Origin of the sequence: Streptomyces regalis, from assembly GCF_001509475.1 — a bacterium.
GTDB lineage: Bacteria > Actinomycetota > Actinomycetes > Streptomycetales > Streptomycetaceae > Streptomyces > Streptomyces regalis.
In genome coordinates, this window is record NZ_LLZG01000002.1 from 109795 (window position 1) to 132981 (window position 23187).

General features: G+C 70.0%; 15 protein-coding genes. 8 read left to right on the forward strand and 7 right to left on the reverse strand.

The genetic code is table 11. The annotated features are described in order from the left end of the window. Positions 1–206: 206 nt before the first annotated feature. Together ADL12_RS01875 and ADL12_RS01880 are read left to right on the forward strand one after the other, a co-directional pair. The gene (locus ADL12_RS01875) at positions 207–1730 is read left to right on the forward strand and encodes a hypothetical protein (protein WP_159053052.1); all 1524 of its coding nucleotides are present in this window, start codon (positions 207–209) and stop codon (positions 1728–1730) included. Then, positions 1723–4395: a hypothetical protein gene (locus ADL12_RS01880; protein ID WP_159053053.1), complete on the forward strand. Its 2673-nt coding sequence runs from the start codon at positions 1723–1725 to the stop codon at positions 4393–4395. The genes ADL12_RS01875 and ADL12_RS01880 overlap by 8 nt, the downstream gene beginning before the upstream one ends. Positions 4396–4546: 151 nt before the next feature. Here ADL12_RS01880 and ADL12_RS01885 read toward each other — a convergent pair whose 3' ends face one another. From ADL12_RS01885 to ADL12_RS01895, 3 genes are all read right to left on the reverse strand, one after another. Further along, on the reverse strand, positions 4547–8347 hold the full coding sequence (locus ADL12_RS01885) for a CHAT domain-containing protein (protein ID WP_062697718.1): 3801 nt from the start codon (positions 8345–8347) through the stop codon (positions 4547–4549). An 88-nt stretch (positions 8348–8435) separates the two neighbouring features. Next, the gene (locus ADL12_RS01890) at positions 8436–9371 is read right to left on the reverse strand and encodes a hypothetical protein (RefSeq protein WP_062697720.1); all 936 of its coding nucleotides are present in this window, start codon (positions 9369–9371) and stop codon (positions 8436–8438) included. Beyond that, positions 9371–9811, reverse strand: coding sequence for a hypothetical protein (locus ADL12_RS01895; RefSeq protein ID WP_062697722.1), 441 nt, complete (start codon positions 9809–9811; stop codon positions 9371–9373). The genes ADL12_RS01890 and ADL12_RS01895 overlap by 1 nt, the downstream gene beginning before the upstream one ends. A gap of 190 nt (positions 9812–10001) precedes the next feature. Between ADL12_RS01895 and ADL12_RS55365 the strand changes: the two genes are divergently transcribed. From ADL12_RS55365 to ADL12_RS01925, 5 genes are all read left to right on the forward strand, one after another. Continuing rightward, positions 10002–10814, forward strand: coding sequence for an NB-ARC domain-containing protein (locus ADL12_RS55365; protein WP_063806600.1), 813 nt, complete (start codon positions 10002–10004; stop codon positions 10812–10814). Continuing rightward, positions 10811–11128 (forward strand): hypothetical protein, encoded by a 318-nt coding sequence (locus tag ADL12_RS01905; RefSeq protein ID WP_062697724.1) that lies wholly within the window; start codon positions 10811–10813, stop codon positions 11126–11128. Before ADL12_RS55365 ends, ADL12_RS01905 begins: the two co-directional genes overlap by 4 nt. Positions 11129–11632: 504 nt before the next feature. Further along, positions 11633–15736 (forward strand): WD40 repeat domain-containing protein, encoded by a 4104-nt coding sequence (locus ADL12_RS01915; RefSeq protein WP_062697787.1) that lies wholly within the window; start codon positions 11633–11635, stop codon positions 15734–15736. 303 nt (positions 15737–16039) lie between these two features. Beyond that, complete coding sequence (locus ADL12_RS01920) at positions 16040–16609, forward strand: UTRA domain-containing protein (protein WP_244187736.1); 570 nt, start codon at positions 16040–16042, stop codon at positions 16607–16609. Continuing rightward, a complete protein-coding gene (locus ADL12_RS01925) occupies positions 16606–17376 on the forward strand; it encodes a glycosyltransferase family 2 protein (RefSeq protein WP_244187733.1) in 771 nt (256 codons plus the stop codon). Before ADL12_RS01920 ends, ADL12_RS01925 begins: the two co-directional genes overlap by 4 nt. Before the next feature lie 74 nt (positions 17377–17450). Here the strand turns inward: ADL12_RS01925 and ADL12_RS01930 are convergent, their stop codons facing one another. From ADL12_RS01930 to ADL12_RS01945, 4 genes are all read right to left on the reverse strand, one after another. Next, the gene (locus ADL12_RS01930) at positions 17451–17639 is read right to left on the reverse strand and encodes a ferredoxin (RefSeq protein WP_062697731.1); all 189 of its coding nucleotides are present in this window, start codon (positions 17637–17639) and stop codon (positions 17451–17453) included. 83 nt (positions 17640–17722) lie between these two features. Next, on the reverse strand, positions 17723–18952 hold the full coding sequence (locus tag ADL12_RS01935) for an amidohydrolase family protein (protein WP_062697733.1): 1230 nt from the start codon (positions 18950–18952) through the stop codon (positions 17723–17725). Between the two features lie 131 nt (positions 18953–19083). After that, on the reverse strand, positions 19084–19917 hold the full coding sequence (locus ADL12_RS01940) for a TIGR03943 family putative permease subunit (RefSeq protein WP_062697735.1): 834 nt from the start codon (positions 19915–19917) through the stop codon (positions 19084–19086). After that, positions 19914–20930, reverse strand: coding sequence for a permease (locus ADL12_RS01945; protein ID WP_062697737.1), 1017 nt, complete (start codon positions 20928–20930; stop codon positions 19914–19916). Before ADL12_RS01945 ends, ADL12_RS01940 begins: the two co-directional genes overlap by 4 nt. 182 nt (positions 20931–21112) lie before the next feature. Between ADL12_RS01945 and ADL12_RS01950 the strand changes: the two genes are divergently transcribed. Beyond that, the gene (locus ADL12_RS01950) at positions 21113–23056 is read left to right on the forward strand and encodes an NAD-binding protein (RefSeq protein ID WP_062697739.1); all 1944 of its coding nucleotides are present in this window, start codon (positions 21113–21115) and stop codon (positions 23054–23056) included. Positions 23057–23187 lie beyond the last annotated feature (131 nt).

Genomic DNA, 23187 nt, shown 5'->3' on the forward strand with positions numbered 1-23187 from the left:
CTGCCTCGTCCAGCTGCGTGATTCATGTCTGAAGTGCCACTGGCCTCTGGGGAGATGCGACAGAATGACGGGTCTGTTTCCCAACTGAACAGCACTGAGGGGGTGGCAGCGGGAAATGGTCGAGCGCAGCCGCGGACCGTCTTGCCGCAAAGGGCTCACTGCGCGGCGCACCCACCGGCCAGCGGCGTTCAGCTGCTCTCGGTCCGATGGTTGAGCGCATGGTCGCCGTCGGTGGGAAGGGGCAAACACCGGCGCTCGTGGACGGACCGGGCTGGAGCCGCCCCGGACTGGACGTCGCCGCGGGCCGTTATCCCCTCTCCGTGGAGCGGCATGTGATGCGCATGGTCGATCACCTGGTCCCCGGGGTGACCGCGGTGACTCCGCACGCGCGTTACTACGCACTGCACGGGCTGATCGCGGCGCAAGCCAAGGCGGAAGACCTGACGGTCCCGGCCGCCCAGACTCTGCTCCGCCGCGCGGAAGTGGCGTTGGCGGCCGTGTCGTTCGCGCATCATCCACAGGCCCTGGAGTGGCTGCCGCGCGCTCATGGGGTCGACGCCCTGGCCCGGCGGCTGCAGGCCGGCACGGTCGCCATGTCCGAGGCCGAGGTCCCGGGCAAGGACGGGTACGTACGCAACTCGTGGGGGTTCTGGGGACCGTACGCCGGATCCGAGGTCGCGCTCGGCATCCTCGGTGGAGGCCCCATGCCAGTTCCCGGACCGCGGCTTGAGACCACGGCACTACGAGCCGGACTGGGCAGGCTGCTCGAACTGGCCGCCGAGGACACACTGAACGTGGATGATCTCGTCTCTTTCGGGGGCCAGCTGTGCGTGTGCATGGGCGGCGAGCACCCTGACGGGGCTTGGCTGGCGAACCTGATGTGCGAGCCCGGCGCGCCAGCCGAAGCAGGCTCCCGCTCTGCAACACGACGACAGACGATTCAGCTTCTGGCTCGTGTGGTCGCCACACATCCCGTCCGATATTTCACCCGTGACATCGGCCATGTGCTCGCTTTCGGTGACTTCCTGACCACCGATGCCGTGACCAGCGGCATCGACGCTGCTGGTGCCTGGCGCGGAGTGGTGCTGCGCAACTACTCCGTCGGAGCGTGGCGCCGCCTGTGGTCCTGGCTCGTGGAGCAGGTCGACGGGCTGGTGCCGATCGAGGAAGTGGCCGACCGCTTCGCCGCAGAGCTGCCCGACATGACGGTGGACGCCTTCCTGTCCTCCCTTCCCGCGACGCAGAGCACGACCGGAGCGCCGTTGCCCGCCGAGCACGACCTGCGGTGGGCGGGTGATCCCCTGCCCGTCGCCGAACTGCGGGTGCTCGCCGCCAGTGCCCGTCGGGTGGACGAACTCACCGGTCGGGTCCGGGACGCGTTCCTCGGCCAGCGCGGTGTCGAGCTCGGCCCGGAATGGGTCCAGTGGCGGCTTGACGAAGCACGGCCCATGAAACTGCGCGATGTCGCCCGCCGACTCACCTATGACCTGGTGGCGCGGTCGCAGCGGATCGCGCTGGCCAAGGCCCGCCGACGTGCTGACGGCACGCTGTGGTTACCGACCCGGCTACACGAACGGGGCGGGCTGTTGTACCGGACGAGCCAGGAGGGGCGCGGTGACGTCGGCCTGCGGCTGGACCAGCTCGGGACGGTCCTGGCCACCTGCGGCGTACTGCACTACCACGACCAGCACTGGTCGGTGACCAGTAGTGGGAGGGCTCTCGTTGACTGAGACCGCACTGGCACCGGGAGTGGTGGAGCCGCCAACCACGTTCGCCTCTCCGCTGACCCTCATCCTTGACGAGGAGCGGACGGGCGGCCGGAGCCTGGAAGAAGCACTCTTCCTCAGCTTCACCGCCGATCTCGGCTTCTTCGAGGAGGTCGCCCTCGGCGTCACCCAGGCCACCGGCGCACGCGTCACCGTGGCGGGAGATGTCTCCATGGCCCGGAACGATCCCCGCTCCGTCCGGCGAGCCGGCCGCAGCTACCTCTCCGGTCTGGCATACGCCCACGGTGCCGCGTTCCACCCCAAGCTGATGGTCCTCGCCGGACCGGAGCACGCCACCATCGCCCTCGGCTCCGGCAACACCACGCTGGCTGGCTGGCAGGCCAACGCCGAACTGTGGACGGTTCTGCAAGTGGACGGCGAGCAGAGTCCCACCGCGGTTCCGGAGCTGTCGGCATGGCTGCGCGACCTCCCGGAAAAGGTGAGGTTCTCCGCCGGCGTGCCACAAGCGCTTGGGCGGGTCGCGGCGCTGCTGGACCGGCTACACCGCGACAGGACACCCACGGCTCCACAGATCCGCGTCGTCAGCAGCCTGCGTTCGCCGATCATCGATCAGCTGCCGGAGGGGCCCGTCGATGAACTGGCCGTGTTCGCGCCCTTCTACGACCGGCGCTCGATGGCACTGCGGCGGCTGCTCGAACGCTTCCGTCCGAGCCGGTTCACCCTCGCCTACCAGCCCGGACTCAGCGATCTCGACGGTCCGTCGGTCGCGGCCCTGGTGAAGGAGTACGACGGACGCGTCATCAGCGACAACGACCAGCGGTACCGCCACGGGAAACTTGTCGAGTGGGTCGCCGAGGGGCAGCGGTGGGCCCTGACCGGCAGCCCGAACCTTTCCGCCGCGGCCCTCCTGCTTTCCCAGGGCGACGGCGGCAACTGCGAACTCGGCATCATCACCCCCATCCCCACCACCCTCCTTCCGGACGGCACCGACGAGCCCGCCGCCGGGCTGCACACGGCTCCGCCCCTTCCCCGCCCCATCGCTGGCAGTGGGCCGCTGCTGCTCGGTGCCCTACGCGTATCGGACGGCCTGGAGATCAGCATGGCCCGGCCCCTCTCCGACACCGCTCGCCTGGAGTTGTCTCAGGCGGCAGCACCGCCGGAGGCATGGGAGCGCATCGCCGACATCCCGCCCGGCCAGGCCACGCTGACGGTGACGGCTCCGGCGGATGCGGGCAGCCGTGCGCGCCTGGTCGTAGTCGACAACGACGGCGTACCAAGCTTCGGCAACATCGTGTTCGTCGTCGACCCTGACCGTGCCCTGCGCCGAATGACCCCGGCCCAGTCCCAGGCCCCCACGACACGGCCACCCGACCTGTTCGCGGATCCCCGGCTCGCCGAACGATTCCTGGGCGACCTGGAAACCCTCCGTACGGGACTGACCCCCACCCCAGCGGGCGTATCCGCGAGCAGCAGCCGTGGCGGTGCGGTCGCTACGGCCCCGCTGGACGGCGACGAGGACGGCTGGGAGCGCTATCTGGACGAATGCGCCGGGCGTGTCGGACACCCGCTCACGCGCTTCGCGCTGGGGCTCCCCCTGCCCACCGACACCAGCACGCCCTTTCAGGACCTGCTGCCTGTCTCCTGGGACGAGCGGTTCACCGACGACATCGAAGCCGCCCTCGACGATGACGACGCCGAGGCCGTGGCAGCAGATCACGACCCCGAGGCAGCCGGTGACGAAGCGAGCAGCACCGCCACCCTGCCCGACCTCCGGCAGGCCGACCAGGAAGTCCGCCGTAGATACCGGCGCTGGGTGGAGCGCCTCGTCGCCCTCGCTCCCCACCTGGGCCCTCCCGAGCGCATGCTCGTAGTCCGGCTGACCCTATGGACCGTCGCGGCAGGCGCCTGGCCTCCGGCACACACCGACTGGCTGCCGCTGCTCTCCCGGGCCGTCCGCGCACTGAACCGAAACGATCTCCCCGAGCGGATCGAGCCCCAGGTCGGCAGCCTCGCCGCAGTCGCACTCGCCGTGCTCCGAAGCCACGCCCCACGCTACGAGATCACCCCCGAGACACTCGCCTTCAACGAAGCCTCCCAGGCAGTCGGCCACCTGCTGCCCGCAGTGGATTCCGCGTACGTCACGGAGTACACGACGCTGCTCGACACAGCCTTCGGCCCGGCCGTCGACCAGGCCGCCGTGCTCGATGTCGCGTCGGACGTCGTCCAGGACGATCCCCTCGCTGACGCCGTATGGTCCCTCGCCGAGAAGGGGCGCGACGTACACCGCCACGGACGACTCCTTCTTCATGTCACCGGCCGCTTCAGCAACCCCGCGCTGGTGGCACTCGAAGCAGTCGGCGCCGCCGAAGATGCGCCCCTGGTCGGAGCCTGGGCCAGCTCGGGCTCCGACTCCGGCGAGGGAGCCTGGGCGCTGGTCGTCTGGCGTCGGCCCGACCTCATCGTGGTCGATGCCCGCCGGCCGATTCCCCTCTGGCGACATTACCGGCTCACCGGACTGGTAGGCCCCAGAGCCCTCGCTGCACAGCGGGGCTTCGAATCCGCCGCCTCCGTACCCCACGGCCCCCGCAACCAGCCCTTCGAACTGGCCCACCAAGTCCTGTCGGACCTCGGCCTGGTGGGACCCCGCCCACCACAATGTGAGCCATAGCCTGGGGAAGTCTCTACATGTCCATCGTGGAAGATCCGCGTCACGTACAACCGATCACCGCGCACTCACGATCAGTCGAGGTCAAGGTGCGAGCGGCATCGACAGCAATGTGCATGTCGATGCCGCGGCTCAACAGCGACACCGCCCGCGTTCAGATCCCGGCGTGCAGGTGGGACGCCCAGAGGTAGGGGGACTTGGGATAGCGATCACGGACCTTGCGCACGGTGTGGTGCAGAGCACGGGCCGCTGAATCCGTGTCGAGGCCACCATGCTGGTCGGTGATCCCGCCGAGCTCAGCATAAAAATCAGCTGCCATATGCGAGGCCACCTCGTCATTTATCTCCCAGAGGGTACCGATGACGTGGGGAAAACCCGCGAGCTGAAAGGCAGATGCGAGATGGATGGCCTCGTCGATCAGCTCTACGGATTCCATGAACGCTGTTCGGCACGCTGACAGGTAGGCCAGTTGGGCCGAGTCCATCCTCATTTCTGCAAGGCTCGCCACCGTGAGCGGATCACGTTCGTGGTCGTGCAGAAGCAGCAGGCTCTGGGACGGGTCGTCGGGATCGTGGGCACCGTGGCACGCGAAGTGAACGATCCCGCAATCGGAGAGAGTCTTCAGGACCCGAGCTTTGGTCGGTCGTGTCTCCGACTCGGTGGCGGTCATGCCATCGGCCTCTGCATCCGGCTCGATGAGGAGCGTCGGCTCGGGCAGCAGGCCGCACAGCAGTGTGGCCTCTTCCGAGACGTGGTCCAGGCGGCCTTGGACGCCCGGAGTTGTGGGCATGGCCACGATCAATGACCCGCTCACAGTCGGCCCGGAGGTGTGATGACGGCGTGCGTGGTGCAGTGCGCGGATAGTGGTGGTGTACGAGGAGATGACACGGTCCATGACGGTCGGCGGTTCCCTGTCCCTCAAACCCGCCCGGGGCGGCTCGGAGTGATGGCCGGCAGCGTGCAGGGGTAGCAGCGAAAGGAGCCCTCCGGGCGCCCACCAGACGCGGGGCCACGGCTGTCCGGAAGAGGGCTCACCAGTGAAACCGAGGCGAAGCAAGACCGGTTCAGCCGCCGCGTCCCACAACCACTCCAAGACAGCGTGAAGCGTCGCTTGCGCCTCCTTTCGAGTGAGGGGCGACGCGCGCGGATCCCCAACGGTTTCCAGGGCCCTGTGGAAGGTCTGTATCTGGTCGATCACGAGGTCGTACGTGAGGTCGGGCAGGTTCAGGGACTCGATTCCATGGGACGTCAACAGCAGTGCGTCGCTGCGGTAGTGGCTGACGTTGAAAGTCACCACTGGGCCGGAGGTGGCTTGTGCCAGGAGCTCACTGACGGCGGGGGGACGAGCAAAGCTGGCGAATCCGTCCTGCGCTCGGATGTTGTCCACCGTGGCCTGAAGTTGGTCGGCGCGGGTGCGTCGTTGCTCCTCGGCATCGACCGCACGTACGGCGGCACTGGCTTGCCCCTCGGGCTCCGTGGGGGAGGCCAATTCCATCGGCCGGTCGAGCTCGTGCCGAAGTACCTCGAAGCGATGGGCCAGGTCGGGATGGCATTCGCGAAGCTCTGCGAGGTCGCTCCGCATGTCCAGCGCCTGGCTGTGCAGGACGCCGCGGCCCACCTCGATCAACTGCAGCGCCCGCACTGCCCGCTCGACGGGTGTGCCTTCGTGAGAAGCGAGAGCCAGTGCCGCGGCGTCTCCGGCCAGCCCGGACCACTTGCCCATGGCGTGCTGTTGGTCACCGCGGCTCAGCCGACGGTCTGCCACTTCGGGCAGCAGGCGTACGGCACCAGCCAGGAGATCGGCTGCGAGATCAGGATCCGGCCGTCCGGTCATTGAAGCCGCTGCCTGAGCGGCCCGAATCCGAATCGAGGGCCTGGCCCCGTCGGCTCGCGCGCCTTCCATGTGGGCGGCTAGGGCACGATCAAAGTCCTGTCTCAAGTGAGTCCGCTGATAACGGCGGTGTAAGGCCGTCCCGAGCTGGAACAGGTAGTCAGCGCGCTCCGGATGTTCCGCGGGCGAGATGTCGAGCGCGGCCTGGCACGCAACCACCGCGTCATCCAGATCCGCAATAAACCCGGTCTTCTCGAACCTGACGGTCAGCACACCTCCCAGCAAGGACAAGTACCTCGCGCGCTCAGGGTGGTGGGACGGGACGGTGGCGGTCGCCTCCTGTCCCGCCGCAACCGCGCCGTCCAAGTCCTCAAAGCCTCCAGAGCGCTGGAAGCGGGCGTGCAGGGCGGCGGACAGATTCGCGAGGAAACGAGGACGGTCAGGACTGCTTGCATCCACAATGCCGAGGACCTCGCGGTTTCTTCGGACCACCTCATCGAGGTCTTGAGGGTCCCCGTTCCGTTCGTAACGCTGCAACAACACTGCACCGAGATTGGACAGCATCGCCGCCAATGCGGAGTGTTCACGGGGTGCCGTATTCACAGCTGCGTGCGCGAACTCGATCGCCGCGTCCAGGTCCGACATCGCCCCGGTGTGCTTGAACCGAGTCCACAGCATCAGACCGACGTTGGACAGACGGGTCGGCCGGTCGACGTGACCGTCCGCAGTGGCCTGAGCGGAAGCGCGACTGGCACTGATTGCCTCGTCCAGGTCGGCCATATCACCAGTGCATTCGAAACGCTGCCCGAGGGAGATGGCCAGGTTGTTGAGAACCGCGTTGCACTCGGTCTGATGCGGGGCAATTTCCCGGGAGGCAGCGCGGTTCATTTCTATTGCCGTATCGAGGTCAGATCTGTCGCCGCCGAGGCGGTATCGCACCAGAAGAGCTTGCCCCAGGCCTGAGAGACGAAGCCCACGAGCCCGATGCCCCGGCGGGAGCATCTCCAAAGCTTCCTGGAACGCGTTGACGGATCGGTCCAGATAGACTGTTTCCCCGGTCCGCTCGAATCGAGTCAGCGTGATGCCGCCGAGCCCAAACAGGAATATGGAGCGTCCAGGATGTTCCTCGGAGGCAGCCTCGAGTGCGGCCTGGCCGCACTCGATTGCGCTCTCCAGATCTGCCGGGACACCAGTGCTCTCATGTCGGGCCCGCCACGCGATACCAAGATTGTGAAGAATTCCTGCCTTGTCGTCGTCCCCGGCACAGAGGTCTGACGCTTCCTGGAAGGCTTCGATCGCCGCGTCCAGGTCCGACAGGATGCCTCTCTCGGTGAACCTGGTCTGCAGCGCGGTGCCCAGGTTGTTGAGTCCCCCAGCCCGGTGGGCAGGGGAGCCCGCAGCAGCCTGGACTGCCAGTCGGCCGGTCTCGATCGCATCGTCCAGGTCCGCCGCCGTACCTGTATGGGTGAAGCGCTCCATCAGCACACCTGACAGGTTGAACAGCATGACCGGCTGATTCGGGTGCCCTGTTGCTGTGCTTTCCACTGCGCCGAGGGCAGCGTCGATCGCCGCGTCCAGATCCGCTTGTTCACCACCCGCGTCGAAGTGGGATTTCAGGATGACGGAAAGATTGGACAGCGTTTCCGCGTGCTCGCTTTCGCCACGGGGGACAGCGGTCGCGATGCGCCGCAGGAGATCGGTCATTCTTGCGCGCAGCGCCGGGCTCGGCGAAGCGTCTATCCCTTGCTGAATCCTCCAGACGAAACCAAGCGCGTGCTGGGCCACGTCTGGAAGGAGTTCGTCTGGCAGATCCTCCTCATCTGCGCCGAACACGAAGCAGGGGGTGAACTTCGCGACGGCCTCCTCTCTGTCCCGCTGCCCAGCCCCTTCGGGAAGTGCCCGGTACCTGAAGGCGTGCAACCAACCGAGGACGTAATGACCTTCCAGGTCGGACTCGTCGTTTCGGAGTATTGCGGCAAGTTGGCGGGCCTCGACCAGTGCTTCCGGCTCCAGCACCACACCAAGGTCCTGTTCGCGGGCCAGCCGTTCGAGCCGTAACCCCACTACGGCAATCCGCTGCTCCAGTTCGTGTTCCCTTGCGAAGTCCTGCTCGTGCCCCTGCATGAACGGTCCTGTCACTTCCCGGTCTCCGATAGGTCTGATTGCTGCACTGTCCAGGTCTGCCGAGGCGAGCCGCTGAATTCGACGGAGCTCACGAAGCCGGTTCCGCCGCAGGCGCCGGGCTGCTCAACCGTCGCATGACCGCGCCACCGAGCAGAGGACCCATCGGCTGTTCCTCGATGCGCAGCTTGTCGGCCAGGTCCGTCAGGTGAAGGCGCACGGATGCCTCCAGCAGCGTGGCGTAGGTGTCCGAGGCAGTGCGGAGGCGACGTGCCGAAATGACCACCAGCGTGGCGGCGAGCGGCACCGCGGGCCACCACCACCAGGCCAGAGGCAGATAGAGCAGGGCCCAGCCGCCGAGGACGGCAGCTCGTGTCAACGCAGCGCGGGCTCTGCCGATCTCGCCGCGTATCTCTTCCGGCAGCACGAGCCAGAGGTGTGGCCAGACGATGAGGAGATTGACATGTGCGTCTCGGTCCAGCCGGACCGCGATGGCGTGGATCCGGTCACCACTCCAGGTCGGCCGTTCAGGCCGCTCCACGGAGATACGTTCACACCTGTGGGCCACGCGGTGACGCTCCCGGGGCCTGGGGCGGTCGGCCGGCCGCGGAGCGCGTTCCAGAAGCCGTAGGTCTTCGTACTCTGCACGTGCCGCGTCCCAGCGACGCTGTCGGCGTGCCACGTGACGCTCGGCCAACTCGCCGAAAAGCCACGGCCATGCGCCCCAGCCGGCAGCCAGGGCCACACGCTCCACAACGGAGCCGAGGGACTGGGCGGCCAGACCAGTGGCGGCCGCACCGGCCAGGATGGCAGCGAGCAGCACGACCTGGCCGCCTGCCGTGGCCACCTGGGGAGCCCGGGCAGCGTCCGAGATCGCGTAAGTAAGCCGCCCCACGTCCAGCGCGGCGCTCTGCCCGAGGGTGTGTCCGGCTGCGGCGACCGCCAAGTAGAGCGCGCCTGGGAGTACGAGGAGAGTCAGCCACCGCTCGGCCAGCTTCTTGCTGAGTTCACTGAGCAGCCCTCCCACTACGGGAGCCTCTCCCGGATCAGCGCCGTCTCGCCGGGGGCGAACTGGCAGCGTGGCACGTCGTCGTCCACTTCCTGACCGGATCGACCGATACACAGCTGCAAGGGGCACCGGTACACGACGTCCAGATCAGCAACACCGGCCAGCATCACGCTGCGGCCTGTTCCCCCATGCACCCCGGACGGGTCGCCTGCGCGTCGAACCGCTGTGTGCAAGGCGTCCAGAAGGGCAGTGAGCGAGACGTCGTCCGCGGGCGGCCTGCTGACTGCGGCTTCGACAGCACGCAAGGCGGCGTCGTCCTCGTCGAGCAGCGCGGCGAGTTCGTCCCGATGCCCACACACGTACGACAGCGCCTTGGCGATCCTCAGGCCGCTTACTTCCACCTGACTCGTCATGCAGAACTCCGCCCCCTGCGCCTTGTTGATCCACCAGGCCGCCATTCTTGCTCCAAATGTGCAGGTGCACGCGCGGGTTCGGCCAACTCCCTCGGGCTACCATCGGGATCGGGGGAGCATGGATCCGCAGTTGGTGCAGCTGGCACAGACCGCCGGCGCCACGGTGGTGGCGCTGATGGCCACTGAGGCGTGGAGCGCCACACGCGAGGGCGTCGTCACCGTGTAGCGGCGGGTCTTGCCGGAGCGGGCCGGGGACGCCGAGGCGGCTCTCGACGAGACCCGCGCCGATGTCGTCCGGGCCCGCGAAGAAGGGGACGCGGAGACAGAGGAGGCGCTTACCGCGGAGTGGTACGGGCGGCTGCGGTGTCTCCTGGCCGCCGACCCTTCGATCGCGCAGGAGCTGGAGCGTGCCCTGAACGAGGCGCGCGGCCGGCTTCCGGCCGGGGAGCATTCGTTTGTCGGGTCGGTACGTCTGACCGCGCACGCCACCGGTAATGGGCGGGTCTACCAGGCCGGACGTGACCAGCACATCACCGAGTACCACACCCACTACCACACCGATCTGCGCAGTGTGGTGGAGGAGGGGCGTCCCGGCCCTGACTCGGTGCGAGTGCCGTTGGCGGCGCGCCCGTTGTCCGCCATCCGGGACCGCGTTGCGGTGCGCCGGGCGCTGGCGGTGTCCGTGAGCGATGGCGTGAGATCGTCGGGCGTTCATGTGGTGCACAGGATGCCTGGCTGTGGGAAGACCGCCATCGCCCAGGTCCTTTTCGACGAGGCCGTACGTGACCACGGACTCGTGGGCTTGTGGGTCACCGCGTCCCACACCACCAGCTTCCGCGAGGGCATGCTCGCCGTCGCCCTCGACCGTGGCGCCTCGCAGGACGAGGTGGACGCTGCTCGTGCGCTGCGGCGTCCACCCGCCGACCTGGTCTGGCACTACCTGGATCGCTCGGCCGAGCGCTGGCTTCTCGTCCTGGACACAACGCCGACGATCCCTCCGTCCTGGACCACGGCTGGCTGCGGCCGAGTCTGGGCGGCACTGTCGTGATCACCACCCGGCACGGGCAGGCGCATCAGTGGCATGACGCGACCCGGCACCGCCTGGACACGCTCGACATCGCCGACGCGGTCGATGTGCTCCGCGATCTGGCTCCGGACCACCAGGACCGGGCGGTGCTGGAGGAACTCGCCCGTCGGCTGGGCTGTCACCCGCTCGCCCTCGTCCTTGCAGGGTCCTATCTCGGTCACCAACTCCTGGAGCCGGTCACTGTGGACGACTATCGCGGACCGAACGTGATCATTTTCCGAGCACACGCCTGGGAATCGCTCATCGCCGCCATCCAGGAGGGGGCGCTCACCTAGTCGTAGGTACAAGTCGCTGACAAACCAACCGGTGCCGCCCCCCCGAACCTCATTCGGGACGCGTTCTGTGCCGCTCATGGACCAGGCGAATACCACGTCGTCCGGCACCGGTCCCTCCCCTCGTGGGGACCGGTGCCGGACGGCGGGGGTGGTGTCGATCCGGGACCTGCCGGGTGGGTGGGGTGGCGGGTCAGAGTGGATCGAGCAGGGCGAGGGGGGCGCGAAGTGTCCGGGGGGCCTGCGGGAGTGGATCCAGCGGAAGTGGGTCCTGCCGAAGGGGACCGAGGACTTGCGGCGCCATGGGTGGTCTCTCCGAGCTCTGGGCTGGTGGTCTGCCTGAGCGGCGCGCCAGGGATGCGCACTTGCGTCGTGATCCTGCCAGTCGAGGGTGCCGGGGAGGAGGTTCCGGTCTCCGGAGGCCCCCTTTACCGCAGGTCAGCCGTATAAGGTGAGTTTTCCGGTCCGGATGTCCAGCTGCGGCGGAGGTAGGGAGTGGAGGAGGCCTTGAGCTCCGATGCGGGGGCGCGCGCAGCCTTCGCGGAGCGGCTCGCACTGCTCTACAAGGAAGCCGGCAATCCTCCGCTGAAGAGCGTGGCCGAGGCGGTCGTCCGGCTTCAGCGGGTCGATGAGCGTGGGCGACCCGTACGGGTGTCCGCGCAGCGGATCAGTGACTGGCGCCGGGCCAAGAACGTGCCGGCCCAGTTCGCCGCCCTGCAGGCCGTACTGCATGTCCTGATCCCCCAGGCCCGGCGTGCCCGTCCTGTGCCCGTGTCCGGTGGGCTGTACGACCTGGGCCAGTGGCAGCGGCTGTGGGAGCGGGCGACCGCCGGGGCAGAGGAGGAGCAGACCCCGGTCGAGGTCCCGGCGGCGGTGGCCGGTGGGGTGTGTCCGTATCGGGGGCTGGCCTCGTACCGGCAGCAGGACGCCCGGTGGTTCTTCGGCCGGGAGCGGAGTACGGATGCCCTGGTCGCCCAGCTCCGTGCGGCAGGGAGGACCGGCGGCCTCGTCATGCTCGTCGGTGCCTCGGGCGCCGGTAAGTCCTCCCTGCTGAACGCCGGGCTGGTGCCTGCCCTGCAGAGCGGTGTGCTGAGCGGTGAGAGTGGCCGGGCAGGGGCGGTGGTGCAGCTTGTACCGGGTGCCGATCCGCTCGCCGAGCTGACCCGTCGTATTCCGGAACTCGCCGAGGTCCTCGCTTCCTCCGGGTCCGGCCAGTCGGGCATGGAGGGCTCGGGTCGCCTGGAGGAGGCGGCGGAGACCGGCGGCCAAGAGCTTAGCGACGGCTTCGTGCAGGCCACACGCGACGCCGTCCTCGCCTGGGCCCGGCGCGTGGACTCCGCTGCCGTCCCCGGCCCTTCCGGCCCTTCCGGCCCTTCCGGCCCCTCCGGCAGCTCCACCCCTGCCTCTGCCCCTGCCCCTGCTCCTGCCGTCCTCATCGTCGACCAGTTCGAGGAGACCTTCACCCTCTGCCCCGACGAAGCAGACCGCCGTACCTTCATCCAGCTCCTCCAGGCCGCCTGCACCCCCGGCGAAGCAGGCGGCCCCGCTCCCGTGCTCGTCGTCCTCGGTATACGTGCCGACTTCTACGAGCAGTGCCTGGGGCATCCGGAGCTGGCCGACGCGTTGCAGCACCGGCACATGGTGCTCGGGCCGCTCACCACCGCGGAGTTGCGGGAGGCGGTGACCGGGCCTGCCAAGGCTGTGGGGCTGGAGTTGGAGCCGGGGCTGGCGGAGCTGATCGTGCGGGAGGTGAGTGCGGACGGGCCGCGTGGGACGCATCACGCGGGCGTGCTGCCGTTGCTGTCGCACGCTCTGCTCTCGACCTGGCAGCGGCGCAAGGCGGGGCGGCTGACGCTGGCCGGGTATCGGGCGGCCGGGGGGATTCAGGGGGCCGTCGCCGCCACCGCCGAGCGTGCCTGGTCCGGGCTCGATCCGGCGGCGCGTACGGCCGCGCGGCTGCTGCTGCTCCGGCTGGTGCGGCTGGGCGAGGACACGCAGGCGACGCGTCGGCGCGGGACGCGTCGGCAGCTGGCGGCGGAGTCGACCGACCCGGCCAAGACGGAGGAGTCGCTCGAGGCGCTGGTGCAGGCCCGGCTGGTGACGCTGGACGCGGAGACCGTGGAGATCACGCACGAGGCGCTGCTTCATGCCTGGCCGCGGCTGCGGGACTGGATCGACGAGGACCGGCAGGGCAACCTGCTGCGCCAGCGGCTGGAGGAGGACGGGCGGGCCTGGGAGGAGTCCGGACGTGACTCCTCGCTGCTCTACCGGGGCTCCCGGCTGGGACAGGCCCACAGCTGGGCGCGGTCGGCCGGTGACACCTTTCTGACCCGGAGTGCGGTGGAGTTCCTGGCCGCCGCGGTACGGCTGCGCAGGCGCACCGTCTGGATCAGCCGCGGTGCGGTGGCGGCGCTGGTCGCGCTCGCGATGCTGGCCGTCGGCTCGGCGGTGGTCGCCTGGCAGCAGCGGGACGACGCCGTGTTCGCGCAGGTGCTCGCCGAGGCCGACCGTTTCCAGTACTCGGACCCGTCGCTGTCCGCCCAGCTCGACCTGGTGGCACACCGGCTGCGCCCGGACGACGAGGACACCAGCAGCCGGCTGATCTCGATCGTGAACGCCCCGCTGGCCACGCCCCTGCGCGGGCACACCGGCGCCGTCTACCTCACCACCTTCAGCCCGAGCGGACGGCTCCTGGCCACCGCCAGCTACGACCGGACCGTACGCCTGTGGGACGTGGCGGATCCGACGCGGCCCAAGCCTCTGGGCCAGCCCCTGACCGGGCACAAGAGCTGGGTCAGCAGTGCGGTCTTCAGCCCCGACGGCCGCACCCTCGCCAGTGCCTCCGACGACGGCACGGTGCGGCTGTGGGACGTACGGCAACCGAGTCGGCCGCGGCCGCTCGGTGCGCCCCTGACCGGGCACGAGGGCACGATCTATCTGGTCGCCTTCAGCCCGGACGGCCGCACCCTCGCCTCCGTCAGCGAGGACCGGACGGTGCGGCTGTGGGACGTGGCCGATCCGCAGCGGCCGAAGGCACAGCCGCTCGCCACGCTGAAGGGTGCCGAAGCCGCCGTGCGGTCCGTGGCGTTCAGCCCGGACGGCAGGACGCTGGCGGCCGGGGGCGACGACGAGACCGTCCGGCTGTGGGACGTGGCGGACCGAGAGCGGCCGGAGGAACTCTCCGAGCTGACCGGCCACACCGCCCTGGTCCACTCCGTCGCCTTCAGCCCGGACGGCCGCACCCTCGCCAGCGGCAGCTCGGACGACACCATCCGGCTGTGGGACGTCTCCGACCCACGGCACGGCACCCAGCTCGGCGCCCCGCTCACCGGGCACACCGGCCCCATCTGGTCGGTGGCCTTCAACCCCGACGGCACCATGCTCGCCGCCGCCAGCGCGGACAGCACCGCGAGCCTGTGGAACGTGAGCGACCCGGCGTTTCCCTCGCAGGTCGGCGAGCCCCTGGCGGGCAGCAGTGGCGAGATGTACGCGCTGGGCTTCAGCCCCGACGGCCGTACGCTCGCCACCGGCAGCGGCGACAGCAAGGTCCGGCTGTGGTCGATTCCGACGGCGGACATGGTCGGCGGCAACGGGGCGTTCCGCCCGGACGGCAAGGTGCTCGCCACGGCCGCGCGCGACGGACGGATCCGGCTGTGGGACGTACGGCATCCCGCCCGGCCGGTGGCGCTGAGCAAGCCCTTCCTGCCCGGGGACACCGGCCAGCGCTCCCAGGTGTTCTCGCCCGACGGCCACACGCTCGCGGTGACGACGGGCGAGCAGAGCGTGCGCCTGTGGAACGTCAGCGACCCGGCACGCCCGGTCTCCCACGACTCCCACATCCTGCTGCGCACCCGGTTCATGGGCCCCGACGCGCTGGCGTACAGCCCGGACGGGCGCACGCTGGCCACCGCCTACACCGACCGCACCCTCCGGCTGTGGAACGTCAGCGACCCCGACCATGTCGTGCCGCTCGGCCCGCCCATTACCGGGCACACCGGATACATCAACTCCCTCGCCTTCAGCCCGGACGGCCGCACGCTGGCCAGCGGCAGCGCGGACGCCACCATCCGGCTGTGGAAGGTGACCGACCCCCGCCGTCCCACCCTGCTCGGCGCGCCGCTCGCCGGTCACACCGGGCCGGTCAACGCGCTCGCCTACAGCCCCGACGGCCATACGCTGGCCAGCGCCGGCGACGACGACGCCGTACGGCTCTGGAACGTCACCGAGCCGCGTGCGGCGACCCCGCACGGCGCTCCCCTCACCGGCCACACCGAAGCGGTCGTCTCACTGACGTTCAGCGCGGGCGGGCGCTACCTGGCCAGCGGCGGCAACGACAACACGGTCCGGCTGTGGAACGTCGCCTCCCCGGCCGACGCCTCCCCCATCGGCGAGGCGATGAGCCCCAACGCCAAGACGGGCAACTTCCTGTCGTTCAGCCCGACGAGCCACATGCTCGGCGTCTCCAGCGGCACCGACACCGTCCGGCTGTGGAACCTGGACGTCGACGAGGCGATCCGCCGCGTCTGCTCGAGCACGCGGGGCGTGCTGACGCGGGAGAAGTGGCACGACTATCTGCCCCGGCTGTCGTACGAGCCGCCGTGCGCGCGGTAGATCCGAGCGCTCAGTGACGGGCCGGAGACGCGGTGGCATGACGGGGGTTCGACGGACAGCGGTTTCCGTGATCCCGATCACAACCCGGTGCCACAGCCGATCGGGCGGCTCCCGCGAGGCAGACAGCCTTGTTACTGTTGGGCTCAGCCCGATCGCTGGTGCATCCCCCGTCGCCAGCGATCGGGCCTTTCTCGTGCCCGCGGCGCCGACGGCCCGGCGAGCCGTCTTGAGGAGTCGTACGCTGATCGTGTGCCAAAGGCGTACGAAGTGATCGAGGACGACCTGCGACGCCCCCGCACCCCGATGCTCCGCGACAACCACCGGCACCAGTGGGAGAAGGACCGGGCGCGCCGTCCGCTCGCCACGCGGGCCGCGACCGGGGCCACGGAGCACGAGACCGGCCTCGATGTGCGGGACCTCGTCTTCCACGCGCGATACCGGGAGGTCGCCGCGCCCCCGGAACTGGCGGACGCGTTCGGCGTACCGGAAGGGACCCCGCTCCTGGAGCGCACCTACCGGACGCGGTGCTCGACCGAGAGCGCCCCGTTCAGCCTCGTGACGTCCTACCTCGTCCGCGCCACGGTCGCCGCGAACCCCGATCTTCTGGACGCCTCCAACGAGCCCTGGCCGGGCGGCACGCAGAACCAGCTCCACACGGTCGGCATCGAGGTGAGCCGCGTCGAGGAGCGGGTCACCGCGCGACCGCCGACGCCTCAGCAGGCGGGTGAGCTGGACCTGCCGCCGGGGGCGCCCGTGATCCTGCTGCGCAAGACGTCGTACGACATCACCGACCGCGTCGTGGAAATCTCCGAGGTCACGCTGCCCGGCGACCGCACGGAGCTGGTCTTCACCACTCCCCTGGAAAGGTGGTGAGTGCCGCAGTGGTTCGGCGCGTCATCATCGTCACGGCCGTCCACGGCCCTTCGGCCGCGTTCCTGCCGGATGCCCACAAGTCGCTGCGCGAACAGGAGTTGCCGGCGGGCTGGGAGTGGCACTGGGTGATCCAGCAGGACGGGAAGACGGACGAGGTCCGCCCGTACCTCCCCGATGACGCGCGCGTGACCTTCAGCCAGGGCCGGCCCGGGGGCCCGGGAGTGGCGCGCACCATCGCGCTCGCGCACGCCGAGGGCGAGTACGTGAAGATCCTGGACGCCGACGACCAGCTCACTCCGGGTGTCCTCGCCCGTGACCTGGCGGTCCTCGAAGCCGACCGCACCCTCGGCTGGACGACCTCCCGGGTCCTGGACCTTCTGCCGGACGGCACGACGGCCGGATTCCCCGGCGACCCCGAGGACGGGCCCGTCGAGCGAGGCGCCGTGCTCGACTTCTGGAAGGCGAACGACTTCCGCGCCCCGGTCCACCCGGCGACCCTCTGCATGCGCCGGGACCTCCTGCTCGCCCTCGGCGGCTGGATGGCGCTCCCCGCGTCCGAGGACACGGGCCTGCTGCTCGCGCTCAACTCCGTGAGCCGGGGCTGGTTCTCGGCGGAGGTGGGGCTCCTCTACCGCAAGTGGGAGGGCCAGGCGACCGGTCAGTCGGCTCACCTGGACCCGGCGGAGCGGGCGGCGCGCATGGCGGTGGCGGAGGCCAGGGCGCGGGCGCTGGGCTCCTTGGGATGGCGGTATCCGTCGGGCGGGTGACCGCCGCGACTCGGTGACGGCCGCTGCTCGGTGACCGCCGCCACCGGGTGTCTGCCGCTACCGGGTGTCTGCCGCTACTCGGTGAGGGAGATGGCCTGGGACGGGCACCTCTCGGCGGCTTCCCGCACCTGCGGGTCGTCTCCGCTGTTCTCCCGTCCCGGTCGGACCACGCCGTACTCGTCCACGAACTCGAAGACCGACGGTGCCCTGTGCACGCACTCGGCGGAGCCGTAGCAGAGGGTGGGGTCGATGCTGACCTTCATCCGCACTCCCGTGGTGGACCGTGGTCGGTTTACACGACTGGACTGCCCACCTGCCGAGCCCTCTCAATCACCGAGCCTCTCCATCACTGGTCGAAGGACAGGTCGAGCATCCGGATCGCGTTGCCCCGCAGCAGCTTGTAGGCCACCTCGTCGGAGAGCCCGCCCACATGCTCCGCGGCCACCCTCTTCGTCTCCGGCCAGGTCGAGTCGACGTGCGGGTAGTCCGTCTCGAAGGTCGCGTTGTCGACGCCGACCGTCTCGATCGCCTCGATGCCGTGCTTGTCGCGGAAGAAGCAGCAGAAGATCTGGCGGTAGTAGTACGTCGACGGCGGCTCCGGGATCAGGTCCTTCACGCCGCCCCAGGCCCGGTGCTCCTCCCAGACGTCGTCCGCGCGTTCGAGGGCGTACGGGATCCAGCCCATCTGGCCCTCGCTGTACGCCAGTTTGAGCCGCGGGAACTTCACGAGGACACCGGAGAAGAGGAAGTCCATCATCGACGCCATGGCGTTGTTGAAGGACAGGGACGCCTGGACCGCGGGTGGGGCGTCGGGGGACGCGGCCGGCATCTGGGAGCTGCTGCCGATGTGCATGTTGACGACCGTGCCGGTCTCCTCGCAGGCCGCGAAGAACGGGTCCCAGTAGCCGGAGTGGATGGAGGGCAGCCCCAGATACGTCGGGATCTCGCTGAACGTCACCGCGCGCACCCCGCGAGCCGCGTTCCGGTGGATCTCCGCGACGGCGAGGTCGATGTCCCACAGCGGGATCAGGCACAGCGGGATCAGCCGGCCGCCGCTGTCGCCGCACCACTCCTCGACCATCCAGTCGTTGTAGGCGCGCACGCAGGCCAGCCCGACCTCCTTGTCCTTGGCCTCGGCGAAGGTCTGGCCGCAGAAGCGCGGAAAGGTGGGGAAGCACAGCGAGGCCTCGACGTGGTTGATGTCCATGTCCGCCAGCCGGGCCTTCGGGTCCCAGCAGCCGCGCCGCATCTGCTCGCGCGTGATGCCGTCCAGCGTCATCTCGTCCCGGGAGAAGCCGACGGCCGCGATGATGCGCTTGTACGGGAAGAGGTCGCCCTCGTACTCCCACCAGTCGGTGATCTGGCCGTCCGGGTCCGTGGTGAACCGGTACTTCCCGCCGACGTACGCGAGTTCGCCGATACCGGCGGTGAGGGGCTTCGGGCCCCGGTCCCGGTACTTGGCCGGGAGCCAGGTCTCGAAGAGGTGCGCGGGCTCGATCACGTGATCGTCCACGCTGATGACCTTGGGCAGATCCTTGGTGCTGCTGTCGGTGGTACTGCGGTTGGCGGTCGCCACGTCTTGCCCCCTCGTGCCTGCCGGCGGACCGCCGGGACCTGAATCTGACGGTCCATCAGATTTTTGATTCACAGTAGGGGGACTCCTCGGGGACGGCAAGGGTCCATTCGGTCAGCGGGGTGCCGGCGGGGTCAGTTGTTCCAGCTCTCGTCGTACGGGTCCGTCGGCTCCGTCACCGGTTTCGCCTCCGTGACCTCGATGAACGGGATCGGGCCGCCGTTGACCGGGTCCTTGGCGCGGCGTGGGGTGTAGGTGCCGGTGATCTGGAGCCAGGTGTCCGGCTGGAGGACCGGGGGGATCCGGCCGGTGAGGGCGACCTTGACCGGTTGGGCGTCGGCGGCGCAGCAGTTGAGGGCCATGCGGACGAGGTAGGGGGTGCCGTCGCGGTCCAGGGCCAGGAAGCCGGTGAGCTGGACCCGGCGGTCGTGGAGGGTGCGGCCGTGGTCGTAGACGGCGCGGCCCGCGTAGTCGACCACGCTGAGGCGCAGGGGGTCGGCGGCGGGGAGGGACGGATAGGCGAGGGGTTCCTGGAGGGCCGTACCGGTGCGGGTCGCGCTGTAGGAGCCGAGGGCGGGCGGGGCCACCAGGATCAGGGCGAAGAGGGGGAGGACGAGGAGCCAGGAGATTCGGGGTTCTCGGTGGGCGTGGGCGTGGGCGTCCTTGCCGCTGTTCTTGCTGCTGTCTTTGTCGCTGCTATTCCCACTGTCTTTGCCGCTGTCTTTGCCGCTGTCTTTGCCGCTGTCCTTGTCACTGCCCTCATCGGCCTCGTGCTGCTTCTGCGCCCGCGCCCGCTTGCGCTCGTACCAGACCGTCGCCAGCGCCGCCGCGATGAGCACCGCGCCGGACACCAGCACCAGCGGACGCAGCCCCTGCTTGACGTACCGCAGATAGAGGTCGGTCGTCGCCGCATGCAGCAGGGACGCACCCAGCAGGAACAGGACGGCGGCCTGGGCCTGGCGGTTCACAGGATCACCGCCCCCGTGAGCACCGACACGACCACGGCCAGCGCGAAGGTGGCTGGTGCGAAGCGCAGGGCGAAGGCGCGGCCGAAGGTGCCCGCCTGCATCGCGAACAACTTCAGGTCGATCATCGGGCCCACGACGAGGAAGGTGAGCCGGGCCGTGAGCGAGAACTGCGACAGCGACGCCGCCACGAACGCGTCCGCCTCCGAGCAGATCGACAGCACCACGGCGAGGACCGCGAGGGCGAGCACCGCCAGCACCGGGTTGTCGGCCGCCGTGCGCAGCCAGCTCTCCGGAGCCACCGCCTTGAGGGTCGCCGCCGCCATCGCGCCGACCACCAGGAAGCCGCCCGCGTGCATCACGTCGTGCCGGACGGAGCCCCAGAAGGCCTCGCCCTTGCTCTGGCCGTCGTAGGACAGGTGGGAGGGCGGACGCAGCCAGTCGGTGCGGCCGAGGCGCAGCCACAGCCAGCCCATCGCGCAGGCCACCAGCAGGCTGGCGACCAGGCGGGCGAGGACCATCTCCGGATTGCCGGGGAAGGCGACGGCCGTCGCCGTCAGCACGATCGGGTTGATCGCGGGGGCGGACAGCAGGAACGTCAGCGCCGCGGCCGGGGTGACTCCGCGCCGGACCAGCGCTCCGGCCACCGGCACGGACGCGCACTCGCAGCCCGGCAGCACCGCGCCTGCCGCTCCGGCGACCGGGACGGCGAGGGCGGGGCGGCGGGGCAGGGCGCGGGCGAAGAAGGACGGAGGTACGAACACCGCGATCGCCGCCGAGAGCAGCACGCCCAGCACCAGGAAGGGCAGCGCCTGGACCATGACCGCGACGAACACCGTCGTCCAGCTCTGCATCACCGGTGCGGCGAGGGCGCGGCGGATCGGGCTCTGGAGCAGCACCAGCACGACCATGAGCATGGTGAGGAGGAGGGGGGAGTTGAGGTGCCGGCCCTCATCCGTCGGCTCCGGGTTCCTGCGGTCGTCGGTCCGCTGCGGGACGGTCTTGGTGATCGCCACGGGCGAGGTACCTCCGGTGGTGCGGAAGGGCGCTGGTTGCCCTCCCCTCTCATACGGCCGGACGGGCGCGGCCGTTCAGGTTCCGAGGGGGCGCCTGTGGAACCACCCGTCACGGTGAGGCAGTCTGTCCCCTTGTGGCGAGCGTTCCGAATCAGGGCTTAGGGAGTGACACGGCCGCGCACATGGTGGTGTGCGGCGACGACGGGCTCGCGCACCGGCTGGCCGCCGAGTTGCGCGAGGTGTACGGCGAACAGGTCACGCTCGTCGTGCCGCCCTCCGAGCGCACGGTACGGCCGCCGGTCGTGGGCCGGGCCAGGGCCGCGTCGGCGGCGCTGCTCGACCGGGTGGTGAACGCGGCCGTCAACCGGGCGGGCGGCGCAGCCGGCGGCAGCAGCAGCGAACCGGCCGGGAGCGTCCGGGTGGTGGAGGCCGCCGAGGCCACCGAGGAGGCGTTCGCCGACGCGGGCGTGGAACGGGCCGCCGCGCTCGCCCTCGTCTATGACGACGACGAGACCAACATCCGCGCCGCCCTCACCGCCCGCCGCCTCAACCCCCGCCTCCGGCTCGTCCTGCGCCTCTACAACCGCCGGCTGGGCCAGCACATCGAGGAACTCCTCGACCAGGCAGCCACGTTGGCGACGGGTCTGGGCGACGCAGGTCTGGACGCCTCCACGACGGTCCTGTCCGACGCCGATACGGCCGCCCCCGCGCTGGCCGCCTCCGCCGTCGCCGGCACCACCAAGGTCGTACAGACGGACGGCCTGCTGCTGCGCGCGGTGGAACGCCCGCCGCTGCGGCCGGGACAGGCGCCCCCTTCCGGGCTGGCCACGCTGGCCCTGCTGTCCACGACCGGCAACGGAGCGGGCGGAACGGGTGGTTCGGACGGTTCGGACGGCAGTGGCGAGCAGGGGCCGCTGCTGCTGCCGGACGCGGCCGCGGTGCAGGGGGCCCGGGGGCGTGGGACGGTCGTCCTGGAGCAGGTGTCGTATGCGGGTCCCTCGCTGCCGTCGGGACGAGGAGCCGTACCGTCGTTCGCCTCGCTGTTCTCGCGGCGGTTGCGGTGGTCGCTGGCCGGACTGGTGGGGTGTGTGGCGGCGCTGGCCGTGGCGCTGATGGTGGTGACCGGGGAACACCCGCTGTACGCCACGTACATGACCCTCCTCGACCTCTTCGCCATCAACGAACCCGCGCTCCACCAGTCCCTGGCCCGCCAGATCCTCCAGCTCCTGTCCGGGCTGATGGGTCTGCTGCTGCTTCCGGTGCTGCTGGCGGCGGTGCTGGAGGCCCTGGGCACGTTCCGCACCGCATCCGCCCTGCGCAAACCGCCGCGCGGACTGGGTGGCCATGTGGTTCTGCTCGGGCTGGGCAAGATCGGCACCCGGGTGCTGACGCGGCTGCGGGAACTGCACATCCCCGTGGTCTGCGTCGAGGCCGACCCCGAGGCACGCGGGCTGGCCACGGCGCGGCGGCTGCGGGTACCGGTGGTGCTCGGGGACGTCACTCAGGAGGGCGTCCTGGAGGCGGCCAAGATCCACCGTGCGCATGCGCTGCTGTCCGTGACCAGTGCGGATACGACCAACCTCGAAGCCGCCCTGTACGCACGCTCCGTGCGCCCCGACCTTCGCGTGGTCCTGCGCCTGTACGACGACGACTTCGCCACCGCCGTCTACCGCACCCTGCGCGCCGCGCACCCCCACGCGTCCACCCGCAGCCGGAGCGTGACCCATCTGGCCGCGCCCGCGTTCGCCGGGGCGATGATGGGGCGCCAGATCCTGGGTGCCATTCCGGTCGAGCGGCGGGTGCTGCTGTTCGCGGCGATGGACGTGGCCGGTCATCCGCAGCTGGAGGACAAGACCGTCGGTCAGGCCTTCCGGGCGGGTTCCTGGCGGGTGCTGGCGCTGGACCGGCGTGGGCGGGACGAACGCCGCGACGATCGCCGGGAGGAACCGGCGGTGGAGGAGGCGTACGAGGACGGCCGGGCGGGTGGTGCGTCTGGGTCGGGGTGGGTGTGGGAGCTGCCCGACAACTACGTCCTGCAGAAGGAGGACCGGGTCGTTCTGGCCGCCACGCGGCGGGGGTTGGCGGAATTGCTGGGGAGGCGGTCGCGGGAGCGGGCGGGGGCTTAGGCCGGGGTTTTTCGCCCCCGCCGCCCCTACCCGTCCCGTCCTGAAGGGGCTCCGCCCCTTCGACCCCGCCAGGGGGCTTCGCCCCCTGGACCCCCATCGGCCTGAACGGCCTCGTCCTCAAACTCCCCCAG

Coding starts and splice junctions, on each gene's coding strand:
- ADL12_RS01875 (WP_159053052.1), top strand. CDS start 207: ATGGTTGAGCGCATGGTCGCCGTCGGTGGGAAGGGGCAAACACCGGCG.
- ADL12_RS01885 (WP_062697718.1), bottom strand. CDS start 8,347: ATGCAGGGGCACGAGCAGGACTTCGCAAGGGAACACGAACTGGAGCAG.
- ADL12_RS01895 (WP_062697722.1), bottom strand. CDS start 9,811: ATGGCGGCCTGGTGGATCAACAAGGCGCAGGGGGCGGAGTTCTGCATG.
- ADL12_RS01920 (WP_244187736.1), top strand. CDS start 16,040: ATGCTCCGCGACAACCACCGGCACCAGTGGGAGAAGGACCGGGCGCGC.
- ADL12_RS01930 (WP_062697731.1), bottom strand. CDS start 17,639: ATGAAGGTCAGCATCGACCCCACCCTCTGCTACGGCTCCGCCGAGTGC.
- ADL12_RS01950 (WP_062697739.1), top strand. CDS start 21,113: ATGGTGGTGTGCGGCGACGACGGGCTCGCGCACCGGCTGGCCGCCGAG.